17 protein-coding genes are annotated in these 13,258 nt (G+C 57.3%); 14 read left to right on the top strand and 3 right to left on the bottom strand.

Going from position 1 to position 13,258, the window contains the following annotated elements; genetic code table 11:
• Positions 1-109 precede the first annotated feature (109 nt).
• From ACRDD5_RS21840 to nei, 10 genes are all read left to right on the top strand, one after another.
• Entirely contained in the window at positions 110-316 is a 207-nt protein-coding gene (locus ACRDD5_RS21840) for a YbfA family protein (RefSeq protein WP_271281604.1), read from the top strand.
• Between the two features lie 137 nt (positions 317-453).
• Positions 454-1,866, top strand: a complete 1,413-nt coding sequence (gene phrB / locus ACRDD5_RS21835) for a deoxyribodipyrimidine photo-lyase (RefSeq protein ID WP_438677970.1) — start codon at positions 454-456, stop codon at positions 1,864-1,866.
• Positions 1,867-1,876: 10 nt separating this feature from the next.
• On the top strand, positions 1,877-2,620 hold the full coding sequence (locus tag ACRDD5_RS21830; RefSeq protein ID WP_438677969.1) for a type 2 GTP cyclohydrolase I: 744 nt from the start codon (positions 1,877-1,879) through the stop codon (positions 2,618-2,620).
• A 14-nt stretch (positions 2,621-2,634) separates the two neighbouring features.
• Positions 2,635-3,291 (top strand): 5-oxoprolinase subunit PxpB, encoded by a 657-nt coding sequence (pxpB, locus tag ACRDD5_RS21825; protein ID WP_271281478.1) that lies wholly within the window; start codon positions 2,635-2,637, stop codon positions 3,289-3,291.
• A complete protein-coding gene (pxpC, locus tag ACRDD5_RS21820; RefSeq protein WP_271281479.1) occupies positions 3,285-4,217 on the top strand; it encodes a 5-oxoprolinase subunit PxpC in 933 nt (310 codons plus the stop codon). The genes pxpB and pxpC overlap by 7 nt, the downstream gene beginning before the upstream one ends.
• Entirely contained in the window at positions 4,207-4,941 is a 735-nt protein-coding gene (pxpA, locus tag ACRDD5_RS21815; protein ID WP_438677982.1) for a 5-oxoprolinase subunit PxpA, read from the top strand. The genes pxpC and pxpA overlap by 11 nt, the downstream gene beginning before the upstream one ends.
• A 49-nt stretch (positions 4,942-4,990) precedes the next feature.
• Positions 4,991-5,701 carry a DUF969 domain-containing protein gene (locus ACRDD5_RS21810; protein ID WP_271281480.1) on the top strand — a complete coding sequence of 237 codons (711 nt, stop codon included), beginning with the start codon at positions 4,991-4,993 and terminating at the stop codon, positions 5,699-5,701.
• Positions 5,698-6,693, top strand: a complete 996-nt coding sequence (locus tag ACRDD5_RS21805; protein WP_271281481.1) for a DUF979 domain-containing protein — start codon at positions 5,698-5,700, stop codon at positions 6,691-6,693. Before ACRDD5_RS21810 ends, ACRDD5_RS21805 begins: the two co-directional genes overlap by 4 nt.
• Positions 6,694-6,702: 9 nt before the next feature.
• The gene (gene pcp / locus ACRDD5_RS21800; RefSeq protein WP_438677968.1) at positions 6,703-7,347 is read left to right on the top strand and encodes a pyroglutamyl-peptidase I; all 645 of its coding nucleotides are present in this window, start codon (positions 6,703-6,705) and stop codon (positions 7,345-7,347) included.
• A gap of 14 nt (positions 7,348-7,361) precedes the next feature.
• On the top strand, positions 7,362-8,153 hold the full coding sequence (nei, locus tag ACRDD5_RS21795) for an endonuclease VIII (RefSeq protein ID WP_271281483.1): 792 nt from the start codon (positions 7,362-7,364) through the stop codon (positions 8,151-8,153).
• A 43-nt stretch (positions 8,154-8,196) separates the two neighbouring features.
• Here nei and ACRDD5_RS21790 read toward each other — a convergent pair whose 3' ends face one another.
• A complete protein-coding gene (locus tag ACRDD5_RS21790; protein WP_438677967.1) occupies positions 8,197-9,750 on the bottom strand; it encodes a peptide MFS transporter in 1,554 nt (517 codons plus the stop codon).
• 167 nt (positions 9,751-9,917) lie between these two features.
• Here ACRDD5_RS21790 and ACRDD5_RS21785 point away from each other — a divergent pair, with 167 nt between their 5' ends.
• A complete protein-coding gene (locus ACRDD5_RS21785; protein WP_438677966.1) occupies positions 9,918-10,082 on the top strand; it encodes a hypothetical protein in 165 nt (54 codons plus the stop codon).
• Here the strand turns inward: ACRDD5_RS21785 and ACRDD5_RS21780 are convergent.
• Entirely contained in the window at positions 10,079-11,365 is a 1,287-nt protein-coding gene (locus ACRDD5_RS21780; protein WP_271281485.1) for a citrate synthase, read from the bottom strand. The genes ACRDD5_RS21785 and ACRDD5_RS21780 overlap by 4 nt on opposite strands.
• A gap of 207 nt (positions 11,366-11,572) precedes the next feature.
• Positions 11,573-11,680, bottom strand: coding sequence for a hypothetical protein (locus ACRDD5_RS21775; RefSeq protein ID WP_418936630.1), 108 nt, complete (start codon positions 11,678-11,680; stop codon positions 11,573-11,575).
• A 326-nt stretch (positions 11,681-12,006) separates the two neighbouring features.
• Here ACRDD5_RS21775 and sdhC point away from each other — a divergent pair, with 326 nt between their 5' ends.
• The 3 genes from sdhC to ACRDD5_RS21760 form a co-directional block, all read left to right on the top strand.
• Positions 12,007-12,411: a succinate dehydrogenase cytochrome b556 subunit gene (sdhC, locus tag ACRDD5_RS21770; RefSeq protein ID WP_271281486.1), complete on the top strand. Its 405-nt coding sequence runs from the start codon at positions 12,007-12,009 to the stop codon at positions 12,409-12,411.
• Positions 12,405-12,752 (top strand): succinate dehydrogenase membrane anchor subunit, encoded by a 348-nt coding sequence (gene sdhD / locus ACRDD5_RS21765; RefSeq protein WP_271269185.1) that lies wholly within the window; start codon positions 12,405-12,407, stop codon positions 12,750-12,752. Before sdhC ends, sdhD begins: the two co-directional genes overlap by 7 nt.
• Positions 12,752-13,258, top strand: a 507-nt coding sequence (locus ACRDD5_RS21760) for an FAD-binding protein (protein WP_438677965.1), incomplete at its 3' end; no start/stop codon positions are given. The genes sdhD and ACRDD5_RS21760, both read left to right, overlap by 1 nt.

Genomic DNA, 13,258 nt, shown 5'->3' with positions numbered 1-13,258 from the left:
AGAGTGGTCGGATGAGTAGTAAAATTACAGCCAAAGCGGTACTATTTTCACCAGATAACCAGTTTCATTTCCCGGAGAGAGTTTCCGGCCAGAGAAAGGGGAGAAAATGATGGAATTTTACAAAGAGTATCCGGCACATATCGTTTTTATTCGCCGCACCTTCGCCGTAATGGCCGGTGTTCTGGCGTTACCCGTGATGCTTTTCTGGAAAGATCGTGCCCGTTTTTATAGCTATTTACACCGCGTATGGGCGAAGACCAGTGAAAAACCGGTGTGGATGGATCAGGCTGAAAAAGCCACCTGCGATTTTTATTAAGCAAAGACTGCACACAGCATCAGTCAACTGTTAAGGCCGCCGCCAGGCGGCCTTTTTTATTGCGTTATGGCTACACTTGTTAAGAAGAAGTATCCTCGGTGACTTATATATGTTACGGACGATAATCCTGGAGTGTTATGCCCACCCATCTGGTCTGGTTTCGCGCTGATTTACGCATCCACGATAACCTGGCGCTCGCGGCCGCCTGTCGCCATAAAAACGCCCGCGTGCTGGCGCTGTTTATCGCCACGCCGCAGCAGTGGACGCAACACCATATGGCCCCACGTCAGGCGGCCTGTCTGTATGCCCATCTTACCGATTTACAGCAGCAGCTGGCCGACAAAGGTATCCCGCTGATTTATGCCCAGGTGAGCGACTTTGCCGCCCAGCGTCAGCAGGTTTTGCAGATTTGTGACCAGCACGACGTGACGCACCTCTTCTACAACTATCAGTATGAGCTCAACGAACAGCAGCGCGATCGACAGCTGGAGCGCGAGCTGGAGACGGTGGTCTGTCAGGGATTTGATGACAGTGTGATGCTGCCGCCCGGCAGCGTGATGACTGGCAATCACGAGATGTACAAAGTCTTCACCCCCTTTAAAAACGCGTACCTGCGCCGCCTGAAAGAGGGACTGCCGGAGTGTGCGTCGGCCCCAGCGGTGCGAGAGGGCGAAAAGATTACGCCCACCGCGCTGGATTTCGACTATCCCCGGCAGGCGTTCGACAGCGATCTGTTCCCAGCCAGCGAAAAAGCGGCAATCGCCCAGCTGCGCCGTTTCTGCCAGCAAGGGGCGGGTGAGTATGAATTGCAGCGCGATTTCCCGGCCATCGAAGGCACCAGTCGACTCTCCGCCTGCCTGGCGCTGGGTGTCTTGTCGCCGCGCCAGTGTCTGCATCGGCTGCTGGTCGAGCAGCCGAAGGCGCTGGAGGGCGGGCCCGGTGCGGTTTGGCTTAACGAACTCATCTGGCGTGAATTTTACCGTCACCTGATGACGTATCATCCTGATTTATGTAAACATCGCCCATTCATCCGTTGGACGGATAACGTAAACTGGCAGCACGATGACACTCTTCTGGAGGCCTGGCAAACCGGGCAGACCGGCTATCCGATTGTCGATGCCGCCATGCGTCAGCTTAACGAAACGGGCTGGATGCATAACCGTCTGCGGATGATTACCGCCAGCTTTCTGGTGAAGGATCTGCTTATCGACTGGCGAATGGGGGAGCGCTATTTTATCTCTCAGCTGATCGACGGCGATCTGGCCGCCAACAACGGGGGCTGGCAGTGGGCTGCGTCGACCGGAACCGATGCAGCGCCGTATTTTCGTATTTTTAACCCGACAACCCAGGGGCAGAAGTTTGACGCCAGCGGCGAGTTTGTTCGCCGCTGGCTGCCAGAACTTGATGATGTGCCTGACAAGGCGTTGCACGAGCCATGGAGCTGGGCGGATAAGCACGGCGTGACGCTGAATTATCCCCGCCCGGTAGTCGACCATAAACAGGCGCGCGTTGCCACTCTGGCTGCGTATGAAGCCGCCCGTAAAGCGTAAGGGAGTCATGATGAAAAACAGTGAACTGGAAAGCCTGATTAACGACAAACTAAACAGTGCCAGCTTCAGTGACTATGCACCGAATGGTCTGCAGGTTGAAGGGCGTGAAAAGGTACACAAGATTATCACCGGCGTGACCGCAAGCCAGGCGCTGCTGGATGAGGCCGTTCGCCAGCAGGCAGACGCGGTGATCGTCCACCACGGTTATTTCTGGAAAGGGGAATCCCTGGTGATCCGTGGAATGAAGCGTAATCGACTGAAGACGCTGCTGGAAAACGACATCAACCTGTATGGCTGGCATCTGCCGCTGGATGCGCACCCGGAGCTGGGCAACAACGCTCAGCTGGCCGCCCTGCTGGGCATCACGGTGAAGGGGGAAATCGAACCGCTGGTGCCGTGGGGTGAGCTGTCGATGCCTGTTTCGGGACTTGAACTGGCATCCTGGATTGAGGCCCGTCTGGGCCGTCGTCCGCTGTGGAGCGGCGATACCGGGCCAGATACGGTGAAGCGCGTGGCCTGGTGTACAGGTGGCGGACAAAACTTTATCGACAGCGCGGCGCGATTTGGCGTCGATGCGTTTATCACCGGCGAAGTCTCTGAGCAAACCATTCATTCTGCCCGGGAGCAGGGGCTGCATTTCTATGCGGCAGGCCATCATGCCACCGAGCGCGGCGGTATTCGTGCCCTTAGCGAATGGCTGACCGAAACCACTGACCTGGATGTCACCTTTGTGGATATCCCTAATCCAGCCTGATGAGAGGTGCGTAAGTGCAGCGAGCACGTTGTTATCTGTTAGGCGAAACCGCCGTAGTGCTGGAACTGGAGCCGCCGGTGACGCTGGCGACGCAAAAAAGGATCTGGCGTTTAACCCAGCGACTGGGCGAAATCCCCGAGGTGGTGGAAGCCATTCCCGGGATGAATAACATCACCGTGGTGCTGCGTAATCCGCACTCGGTGGCGCTGGATGCGATTGAGCGTTTACAGCGCTGGTGGGAGGAGAGCGAGGCGCTGGAGCCGGACTCTCGCTTTATCGAAATCCCCGTAGTGTATGGCACTGCGGCCGGGCCGGATCTCGGCGAAGTGGCCCGTCACGCCGGATTGAGCGAAAAACAGGTCGTTGAGCTTCACGCTTCGATTGATTACGTGGTCTGGTTTTTGGGATTTCAGCCGGGCTTCCCGTATCTGGGCGGGCTGCCCGAGCGGCTGGCGACCCCGCGCCGGGATGAACCTCGTTTGCAGGTGCCTGCGGGTTCGGTGGGCATTGGCGGTTCGCAGACCGGCATTTATCCGCTGGTCACGCCGGGCGGCTGGCAGCTGATCGGCCACACCCCATTACCGCTATTTGATCCGCAGCGGGACGAGCCGGTGCTGCTGCGTCCGGGCGATACCGTGCGGTTTATCCCGCAGAAGGAGGGGGTATGTTAAAAATCATTCGCGCGGGACTCTACACCTCGGTGCAGGACGGAGGCCGCCTCGGTTTTCGCCAGTCGGGGATCAGCTACTGCGGCGCGCTGGATAAACCGGCGCTGCAGATCGGCAACCTGCTGGTGGGCAATGAGCCAAACGACGCCGCACTGGAAATCACCCTCGGCCAGTGTACCTTCGAATTTGAGCGTGACGGCTGGTTTGCCCTGACAGGCGCGGGCTGCGATGCCCGGCTTGATGGCGCGGCGGTGTGGACCGGCTGGCGCCTGCAGGTGAAAGCCGGCCAGCGCCTGACCCTTAACCGTCCGGTACACGGGATGCGCAGCTATCTGGCGATTGCCGGCGGGTTTGATGTGCCGCCGGTGATGAACTCCCTCAGCACCGATCTGAAGGTGGGGCTTGGCGGGTTTGAAGGTCGTTTGCTGAAAGATGGCGACCGGTTAAATGTTCGTGCTGGCGGCCGTGAATTCCTCGACGCGCAGGGGGTTAAACAGCTGCTGTGGGGCAATCGCGTGCGTGCGCTGCCGGGCCCGGAGTACCACGAGTTCGATCAGGCCTCTCAGGATGCGCTCTGGCGTCTGCCGTGGCAGCTCAGCCCGCAAAGTAATCGCATGGGCTATCGCCTGCAGGGGCAAAAACTGCAGCGCACCACCGACCGCGAGATGGTCTCCCACGGGCTGCTGCCGGGGGTTATCCAGGTACCGCATAACGGGCAGCCGATCATCCTGATGAATGATGCTCAAACCACCGGGGGCTATCCGCGCATAGCCTGCGTTATCGAGGCGGATATGTACCATCTGGCGCAGGTCCCGCTCGGACAACCGATCCACTTTGTCCCCTGTACGCTGGATGAGGCACTGGAGGCGCGGCGGGTGCAGAAGCACTACATCGAGCAACTGGCATGGAGGTTACATGATCGCCATTGATTTAAATGCAGATCTGGGCGAAGGCTGCGGCAGCGATGCCGCCCTGTTACAGCTGGTCTCCTCAGCGAACATCGCCTGCGGCTTTCACGCCGGGGATGCAGAAACAATGCTTGCCAGCGTGCGTGAGGCGCTGAGAAACGGCGTCGCCATCGGGGCGCATCCCAGCTTCCCTGACCGGGAGAATTTTGGCCGTACCGCCATGACCCTGCCGCCGGAGACGGTGTACGCCCAGATGCTGTACCAGATTGGCGCCCTGGCGGCTATCACCCGGGCTGAAGGGGGGCAGCTACGCCACGTTAAACCTCACGGCATGCTCTATAACCAGGCGGCAAAAGAGCCCGAGCTGGCGGATGCCATCGCGCGTGCGGTCTCTACTGTCGATCCTGATTTGATCCTGGTGGGGCTGGCGGGCAGCGAGTTGATTCGCGCCGGGACGCGCCACGGCCTGATCACCCGGGAAGAGGTCTTCGCGGATCGGGGCTATCAGGCGGACGGCAGTCTGGTGCCGCGCACCCAGGCCGGGGCGCTGATTAGCGATGAAAACCAGGCCCTGGCGCAAACGCTGGAGATGATCCAGCGCGGTCGGGTGAAAAGTATTACCGGTGAGTGGGCCTGCGTGCATGCGCAGACGGTGTGTATCCACGGTGACGGGGAACATGCGCTGGCCTTTGCGCGGCGTCTGCGCAATGAATTTGAAGCAAACAACATAAAAATCAGTGCGTAACGCACGGCTGTAAACACAACATATGTAACACAATAACAGGAACATTATCATGGCAGAGACGCTATCCCTCTGGCCACTCATCGGTATCGCGGTGATTGTGGTTGGATTTCTATTACGTTTTAACCCGGTGCTGGTGGTCATTGTCGCCGGGATCGTCACCGGTCTGGCGGCGCATATGCCCCTCGCCACCATTCTGGAAAAGCTGGGCGAAGGGTTCCTGAATACCCGTAACTTGCCCTATATCCTGCTGATCCCGCTGGCGGTTATCGGCCTGCTGGAGCGCCACGGCCTCAAAGAGCGCGCCCAGGCGTGGATCGCCAAAATTCGCAGCGCCACCTCCGGACGCCTGCTGATTGTCTACCTCTTCGTGCGTGAAGCCTCGGCGGCGATGGGGCTGACCAGCCTTGGCGGTCATCCGCAGATGGTGCGTCCGCTGCTGGCGCCGATGGCTGAAGGGGCCGCAGAGCAGAAGTATGGCGAGCTGCCGGGAGCAGTGCGCTATCGCCTGCGCGCGATGTCTGCCGCCACCGACAACGTCGGGCTGTTCTTCGGGGAGGATATCTTCGTCGCCTTCGGGGCGATCATCTTTATGCACAACTTTATGCTGGAGTCTGGCGGGATCCAGACCGAACCGCTGCACATTGCCCTGTGGGGGATCCCGACGGCGATTTGCGCCTTTATCATTCACGCCACCCGGCTATGGCGGCTGGATAAACATCTGGAACGCGAGCTGGCCAAAGTGCAGGGAGAGGCGAAATGAATTTCCAACAGAGTTACCTTTACTGGCTGGCAGGGCTGGTGCTGCTGATTGTCGCGCTAATGTCGTTTCGCGATAAGGCCAACCCGCGCCGGGTGACCACCGGGCTGTTCTGGGGGATTTACGGCCTGATGTTTTTACTCGGCGACTGGACTTACGCCCTGGTCGGGGATAAACGCAGCGTGCATATCGCCGTCGGCGTGGCGGTGGTAGGGCTGGCGCTGATCGCGGGCTTTGGCGGCGTGCGTCTCGGCAGCTATCACCAGCGTCAACCGCAGGAGCGTGAGGCCAGCGCGAAGCGCCTTGGCAACCGGCTGTTCTACCCGGCGCTGGCGATCCCAGTCGTTACCGTGGTGGGCGTGTTAATGTTTAACCATATTCCTGGTCTGCAGGAAGGCTTGTTCGGGCCGGGGAATCACTCGACGCTGGTAACCCTGTTCTCGATGACCGTCGGCTCGCTGATAGGCCTCGGAATGGCGGTGAAGATGACGCATGAGAAAGTGCATCAGCCAATCCAGGAGGCGCGCCGTCTGCTGGACTCCATCGGCTGGGCGTTTATCCTGCCGCAAATCCTCGCCACCCTGGGGCTGCTGTTTACCGCCGCAGGCGTGGGTGACGGTATCTCCTGGCTGACCAAAACCTATCTGGCGGTGGACAGCCGCTTTATCGCCGTTGCGGTGTATGCCATCGGCATGGCGCTGCTGACGATGGTGATGGGGAACGCCTTCGCCGCCTTCCCGATTGTCACCGCCGGGATCGGCATCCCCATTCTGGTTCTGCAGCACGGCGGTAATCCGGCGGTGATGGCGGCGATTGGCATGTTCTCTGGCTACTGCGGCACCCTGATGACGCCAATGGCGGCCAACTTTAACATCGTCCCCGCGGCACTACTGGAGCTGCCGGATAAAAATGCGGTGATCAAAGCGCAGGTGCCGACAGGCGTGCTCCTGCTGATCACCAACGTGTTCCTGCTGTACTTCCTGATGTTCCTGTAAGGAGAGATGATGCGAACCGTATTAATGACCGGTTTTGACCCTTTTGGCGGAGAGAGTATTAACCCCTCCTGGGAAGTGGTTAAACAGCTGGAAGGGATGCATATTGACGGCTGTCGCGTGGTGACGCGCCAGCTGCCGTGCGTATTTGGTGAGGCGTTGTCGGTGCTCAATGCCGCCATCGACGAACTCGACCCAACGCTGGTGATTGCCGTGGGGCAGGCGGGCGGGCGGGTTGATGTCACCGTCGAACGCGTGGGCATCAACGTCGACGACGCGCGCATCGCGGATAATATCGGCCAGCAGCCGGTGGACGTCGCCATTGTGGCGGACGGCCCGGCGGCGTGGTTTAGCACGCTACCCATTAAAGCGATGGTGGCGGCGCTGCGCGAAGCCGGGGTTCCGGCCTCGGTGTCCCAGACTGCCGGGACGTTTGTCTGTAATCACGTGATGTATGGCCTGCTGCATAAGCTGGCGGATAAACCGGGTACGAAGGGCGGGTTCATCCATATCCCTTATCTGCCCGAGCAGGCGGCAGCCCATCCCGGTGCCCCGAGCATGGCGGCGCAGACCGTGAAGCAGGCGCTGGAGATCGCCATTGCGGTTGGATTACGCCAGACGATGGACATTAAAGCGACTGGCGGTGCAACACACTAAATAAGGATGTAAACATGCCAGAAGGTCCGGAGATCCGCCGTGCAGCGGATAGCCTGGAGGCGGCGATCAAAGGCAAACCACTCACTGAGGTGTGGTTTGCCTTCCCGCAGCTAGCGCCTTACTCGTCACAGCTTGTCGGCCAGACGGTGACGCAGATAGAAACACGCGGCAAAGCGCTGCTGACCCACTTTTCGAATCAGCTGACGCTCTACAGCCATAACCAGCTATACGGCGTCTGGCGGGTGGTTGAGACCGGCGATGAACCGCAAACCACGCGGGTGCTGCGGGTGAAGCTGCAAACCGCAGAGAAAACCGTCCTGCTGTACAGCGCCTCGGACATTGAAATGCTCACCCCGGAACAGCTCACCACCCATCCGTTTCTACAGCGGGTCGGGCCGGACGTGCTGGATGTCCGGCTGACGGCAGAGGATGTCAAAGCGCGGCTGCTGTCGCCCCGGTTTCGCAATCGGCAGTTTTCCGGCCTGCTGCTGGACCAGGCGTTTCTTGCCGGGTTGGGCAACTATCTACGGGTGGAGATCCTTTGGGAGGTGGCGTTGGCGGCGCAGCACAAAGCCGCTCAGTTGAGCGAGGTGCAGCTTGACGCGCTTGCGCAGGCGCTGCTGGCGATCCCGCGCCTGTCGTATACCACGCGCGGGGTGGTGGATGACAATAAGCATCACGGGGCGCTGTTTCGCTTTAAGGTCTTTCATCGGGAGGGGAAACCCTGCGAGCGGTGCGGGGGGGCGATTGAGCGAACTCACCTTTCGTCACGACCATTCTACTGGTGCCCTGGGTGTCAGAAATAAAAAAGCCGGGTGAATCCCGGCTTTTGCATGTTATGGCGTTGAATCAGGCGGTAGTCACCGGTTTAGGGGCTTCCTTCACCTGCGCGTTCGCCAGCATGCGACGCACCGGGACAATCAGCACGATCAGCACCGCGGCACAGATCAGCAGCGCGATGGAGCAGCGGGCGAACAGGTCAGGCAGCATATCCAGCTGATCGGCCTTCACGTGACCGCCAATCAGGCCTGCCGCCAGATTACCGAGCGCACTGGCACAGAACCACAGGCCCATCATCTGGCCGCGCATTCTCTCCGGTGCCAGCAGGGTCATGGTGGCAAGCCCAATCGGGCTCAGGCACAGCTCACCCAGGGTCAGCATCAGGATACTGCCCACCAGCCACAGGGGGGATACGCCCGCGCCTGCGCCATTAAGGACGTTTTGCGCGGCCAGCATCATCAGGCCAAAGCCGCCAGCGGCAAACAAAATACCGATAACAAACTTGGTGATACTGCCCGGACGCACGTTTTTACGCGCCAGCGCAGGCCAGGCCCAGCTGAAGATCGGTGCCAGAATAATAATAAACAGCGCGTTGATGGACTGGAACCACACTGCCGGGATCTCAAAATCACCTATCATGCGGTTGGTGTAATCGTTGGCAAACAGGTTGAATGAGGTCGGTTTCTGTTCGAACGCCGACCAGAAGAAGGCGGCGGAGACCAGCAGGATAAAGCACACCAGCAGCCTGGCGCGCTCTTTGCGGTTCAGCCCGGCAAACACAAACAGCCAGATAAAATACAGCGCCACCGAGACGGCAATGACATACACCAGCACGCTGGCAACCGCCACAGGGTTAATCACAATCACGCCCTGGGCAATCAGCGTCACAATCACCGCCACGCCGACGGCCAGCGCCAGCAGCCATGCGCCCACGCCGTTTTTCTTCGCCACCGGGTTATTCCAGGTGGAGTCGAGGCCCACTTCGCTGTCGTAGCGTTTCATCGCCGGCACGGCAAACAGACGGAAGATGACTAACGCCACCAGCATTCCGATACCGCCAATACCAAAGCCCCAGTGCCAGCCGTGGGTTTTAATCAGCCAGCCAGAGATCAGCGGCGCGATAAACGACCCCATGTTAATGCCCATATAGAATAGCGAGAAGCCACCATCACGACGGGCATCGTCTTTCTTGTACAACGTGCCGACCATCACCGAGATACAGGTCTTGAACAGGCCGGAGCCGAGCACGATAAACATCAGGCCGATAAAGAACAGGCTGCTGCCCATAAAGGCGGAGAGGGCAATCGACAGATGGCCGAGGGCAATCAGAATTGAACCGTACCAGACGGCTTTTTGCTGGCCGAGCCAGTTATCCGCCAGCCAGCCGCCCGGCAGCGCGGCCAGGTACATGCTGCCGGCAAAGATCCCGACGATGGCCGAGGCGTTTTCACGCGCCAGCCCCATGCCGCCGTCGTATACGGTTGCCGCCATAAACAGGATCAGAAGCGGGCGAATGCCGTAGAACGAGAATCGCTCCCACATCTCTGTGAAGAAGAGCGAGCCCAGCGGATAAGGATGGCCGAAGAACGTTCGGCTTTCGTGTTGACTGGCTGAGGGTTGCATAAATACTCCCGAAAGGTATGCCGTGATGTTGGTCGACACTGAAATGTTATTGACCATCGTGATGGGTCTTTCTTTTACATTCAGCGATATATTATTTAACTATTTGATAACCTTCTGGTGGTTTTGTCTAGTGGTACCCGGGGGACTTTAAGACGAAAATCCGAGTGATGTCTAGTTTTACGGATTTTATGCTGATGTTCTGCGAAAAATGGTTGACGGAGTGTATCGCCGGAATGGCGCAAAAAGCGATAAAAAATGGCCGCCCATTGCCGGGAGGCCATTTTGGTATTCAGGCACAAAATGCCGGGGCGTTCCCCGGCGTTCTGGCTTAGTGTTTTGCGACGTCGGTTTTGAAGTCGCGCTGGTCGTAGCCGGTATACAGCTGGCGTGGACGCGCAATTTTCATCCCGTCGGTGTGCATTTCGTTCCAGTGCGCAATCCAGCCCACGGTACGGGCCATCGCGAAGATCACGGTGAACATGGAAGACGGAATACCCATCGCTTTCAGGATGATGCCCGAGTAGAAATCGACGTTCGGGTACAGTTTCTTCTCGATAAAGTACGGGTCGTTCAGCGCAATGTGTTCCAGCTCCATCGCCACCTGCAGCAGGTCGTCTTTGGTGCCCAACTCTTTCAGCACTTCATGGCAGGTTTCACGCATTACGGTCGCGCGCGGATCGTAGTTTTTGTAAACACGATGACCAAAGCCCATCAGACGGAAGGAGTCGTTTTTGTCTTTCGCACGACGTACGAATTCTGGAATGTGTTCAACGGAGCTGATCTCTTCCAGCATCTTCAGCGCAGCTTCGTTCGCGCCGCCGTGTGCCGGTCCCCACAGGGAGGCAATGCCCGCAGCGATACAGGCGAACGGGTTCGCGCCTGAAGAGCCTGCGGTACGTACGGTAGAGGTAGAGGCGTTCTGCTCGTGGTCCGCGTGCAGGATCAGAATACGGTCCATGGCGCGTTCCAGCACCGGGTTGATTTCGTACTCTTCACACGGCGTGGCGAACATCATACGCAGGAAGTTACCTGAGTAGGAGAGGTCGTTGCGTGGATAAACGAACGGCTGACCGATGGAGTATTTGTAGCACATCGCCGCCATGGTCGGCATTTTCGACAGCAGACGGAACGCCGCGATATCGCGGTGACGCTGGTTATTTACGTCCAGCGAATCGTGATAGAACGCGGCCAGCGCACCGGTGATGCCGCACATCACGGCCATCGGATGTGAATCGCGACGGAACGCATGGAACAGACGGGTGATCTGCTCATGAATCATGGTGTGGCGGGTTACGGTGGTTTTGAACTCATCGTACTGTTCCTGGCTCGGCTTTTCGCCGTTCAGCAGGATATAGCACACTTCCAGATAGTTGGATTCAGTGGCTAACTGATCGATGGGAAAACCGCGGTGCAGCAGGATACCTTCATCACCGTCGATATAGGTGATTTTGGATTCACAAGATGCGGTAGAGGTGAAACCTGGATCGAAGGTGAAGACACCTTTTGAACCCAGGGTACGGATATCAATAACATCCTGACCGAGCGTGCCTTTTAGCACATCCAGTTCAATAGCAGCGTCACCATTTAGGGTGAGTTTTGCCTTTGTATCAGCCATTTACGGTCTCCTTAGCGCCTTATTGCTTAAGACTGCCCGTATCCCGGATTTGCATTCAGCTGTTTAATCATTGTTACCAGTTTGTTATTGGGCTCGCCGCTCAGCTCACGAGGAGGAAACCTGGGTACAGAGCAATGGCGCTAGCAGGTAAACAAATGAGAAATCAGAGAAGTAACAGCAAATCAGTGTTTGCGCAGTCCGAATTATTCAAACCTGTATATCACTAATAACTGTCCTGATAACTTCGGTCAATACCATCACACTGTTACATAACTTATTCTCAGGTGAAAGAGAGACCTCATAACTTTTGCGCATTATATGCCTTTTCTGGTGACGTTTGTAACAATAATGTTTAACATTTGTCAAATCAGATGATTAAAATTTAAAAAGATGTTGTTATCGTGACTCTGATCACTGTTCGGCATAAAACCCGACAAACTGTATGTAGGTTAATTGTAATGATTTTGTGAACGCCCTATACTGCCGCCAGGTCTCCGGAAAACCCTGCAATCCCGAGCCAACCAGCGTTGTAATGCGTCATTTGAACATCTGGAAGCGATGTTATACATGACGCGTAGTTATATAAAAGGCACGCTGTCTGACCCGCACGCAGTCCGGAGGAAGGAAACAATAAGAACAGCATGTGGGCGTTATTCATGATAAGAAATGTGAAAAAACAAAGACCTGTCAATCTGGATCTGAAAACGATCCGATTCCCTGTAACGGCAATAGCGTCCATCCTTCATCGTGTATCCGGTGTGATCACGTTTGTCGCGGTGGGTATCCTCTTGTGGTTGCTCGGTACCAGCCTCTCGTCTCCGGAAGGATTCCAGCAGGCCTCTGCCATCATGAACGGTTTCTTCGTGAAATTTATCATGTGGGGCATCCTGACCGCGTTGGCCTACCACGTCGTCGTGGGTGTGCGTCATATGCTGATGGACTTTGGTTATCTGGAAGAGACCTTCGAAGCCGGCAAACGAACCGCTAACATTTCATTTGTCATCACTGTCGTGCTTTCACTTCTTGCAGGAGTTCTCGTATGGTAAGCAACGCCTCCGCATTTGGACGCAACGGCGTACATGACTTCATTCTGGTCCGTGCTACCGCCATCGTACTCACGCTCTACATCATCTACATGATCGGTTTCTTTGCCACCAGCGGCGACCTGACGTGGGAAATCTGGACCGGCTTCTTCGGTTCTGCTTTCACCAAAGTCTTCACCCTGCTGGCGCTGTTTTCCATCCTGATCCACGCCTGGATCGGCATGTGGCAGGTACTGACCGATTACGTTAAACCCCTGGCTATTCGCCTGCCGCTGCAGCTGGCAATCGTGGTTGCACTGGTGGTTTACGTTATTTATGGATTCGTTGTGGTGTGGGGTGTGTGATGAAACTGCCAGTCAGAGAATTTGATGCTGTCGTGATTGGTGCCGGTGGCGCAGGTATGCGCGCGGCACTGCAAATTTCCCAGAGCGGCCAGACCTGTGCGCTGCTCTCTAAAGTGTTCCCGACCCGTTCCCATACCGTTTCTGCGCAGGGTGGCATCACCGTGGCGCTCGGTAATACCCATGAAGATAACTGGGAATGGCACATGTATGACACGGTAAAAGGCTCCGATTACATCGGTGACCAGGACGCCATCGAATATATGTGTAAAACCGGCCCGGAAGCGATTCTGGAGCTGGACCATATGGGTCTGCCATTCTCCCGTCTGGAAGACGGCACCATCTATCAGCGTCCGTTTGGCGGCCAGTCGAAGAACTTCGGCGGCGAGCAGGCGGCACGTACTGCAGCGGCAGCGGACCGTACCGGTCACGCGCTGTTGCACACCCTGTATCAGCAAAACCTGAAAAACCACACCACCATCTTCTCCGAGTGGTATGCGCTGGATCTG

Origin of the sequence: Silvania sp. (assembly GCF_051656365.1) — a bacterium.
GTDB lineage: Bacteria > Pseudomonadota > Gammaproteobacteria > Enterobacterales > Enterobacteriaceae > Enterobacter > Enterobacter hatchlandensis.
This window is presented reverse-complemented; position numbering and strand designations above follow the sequence as displayed.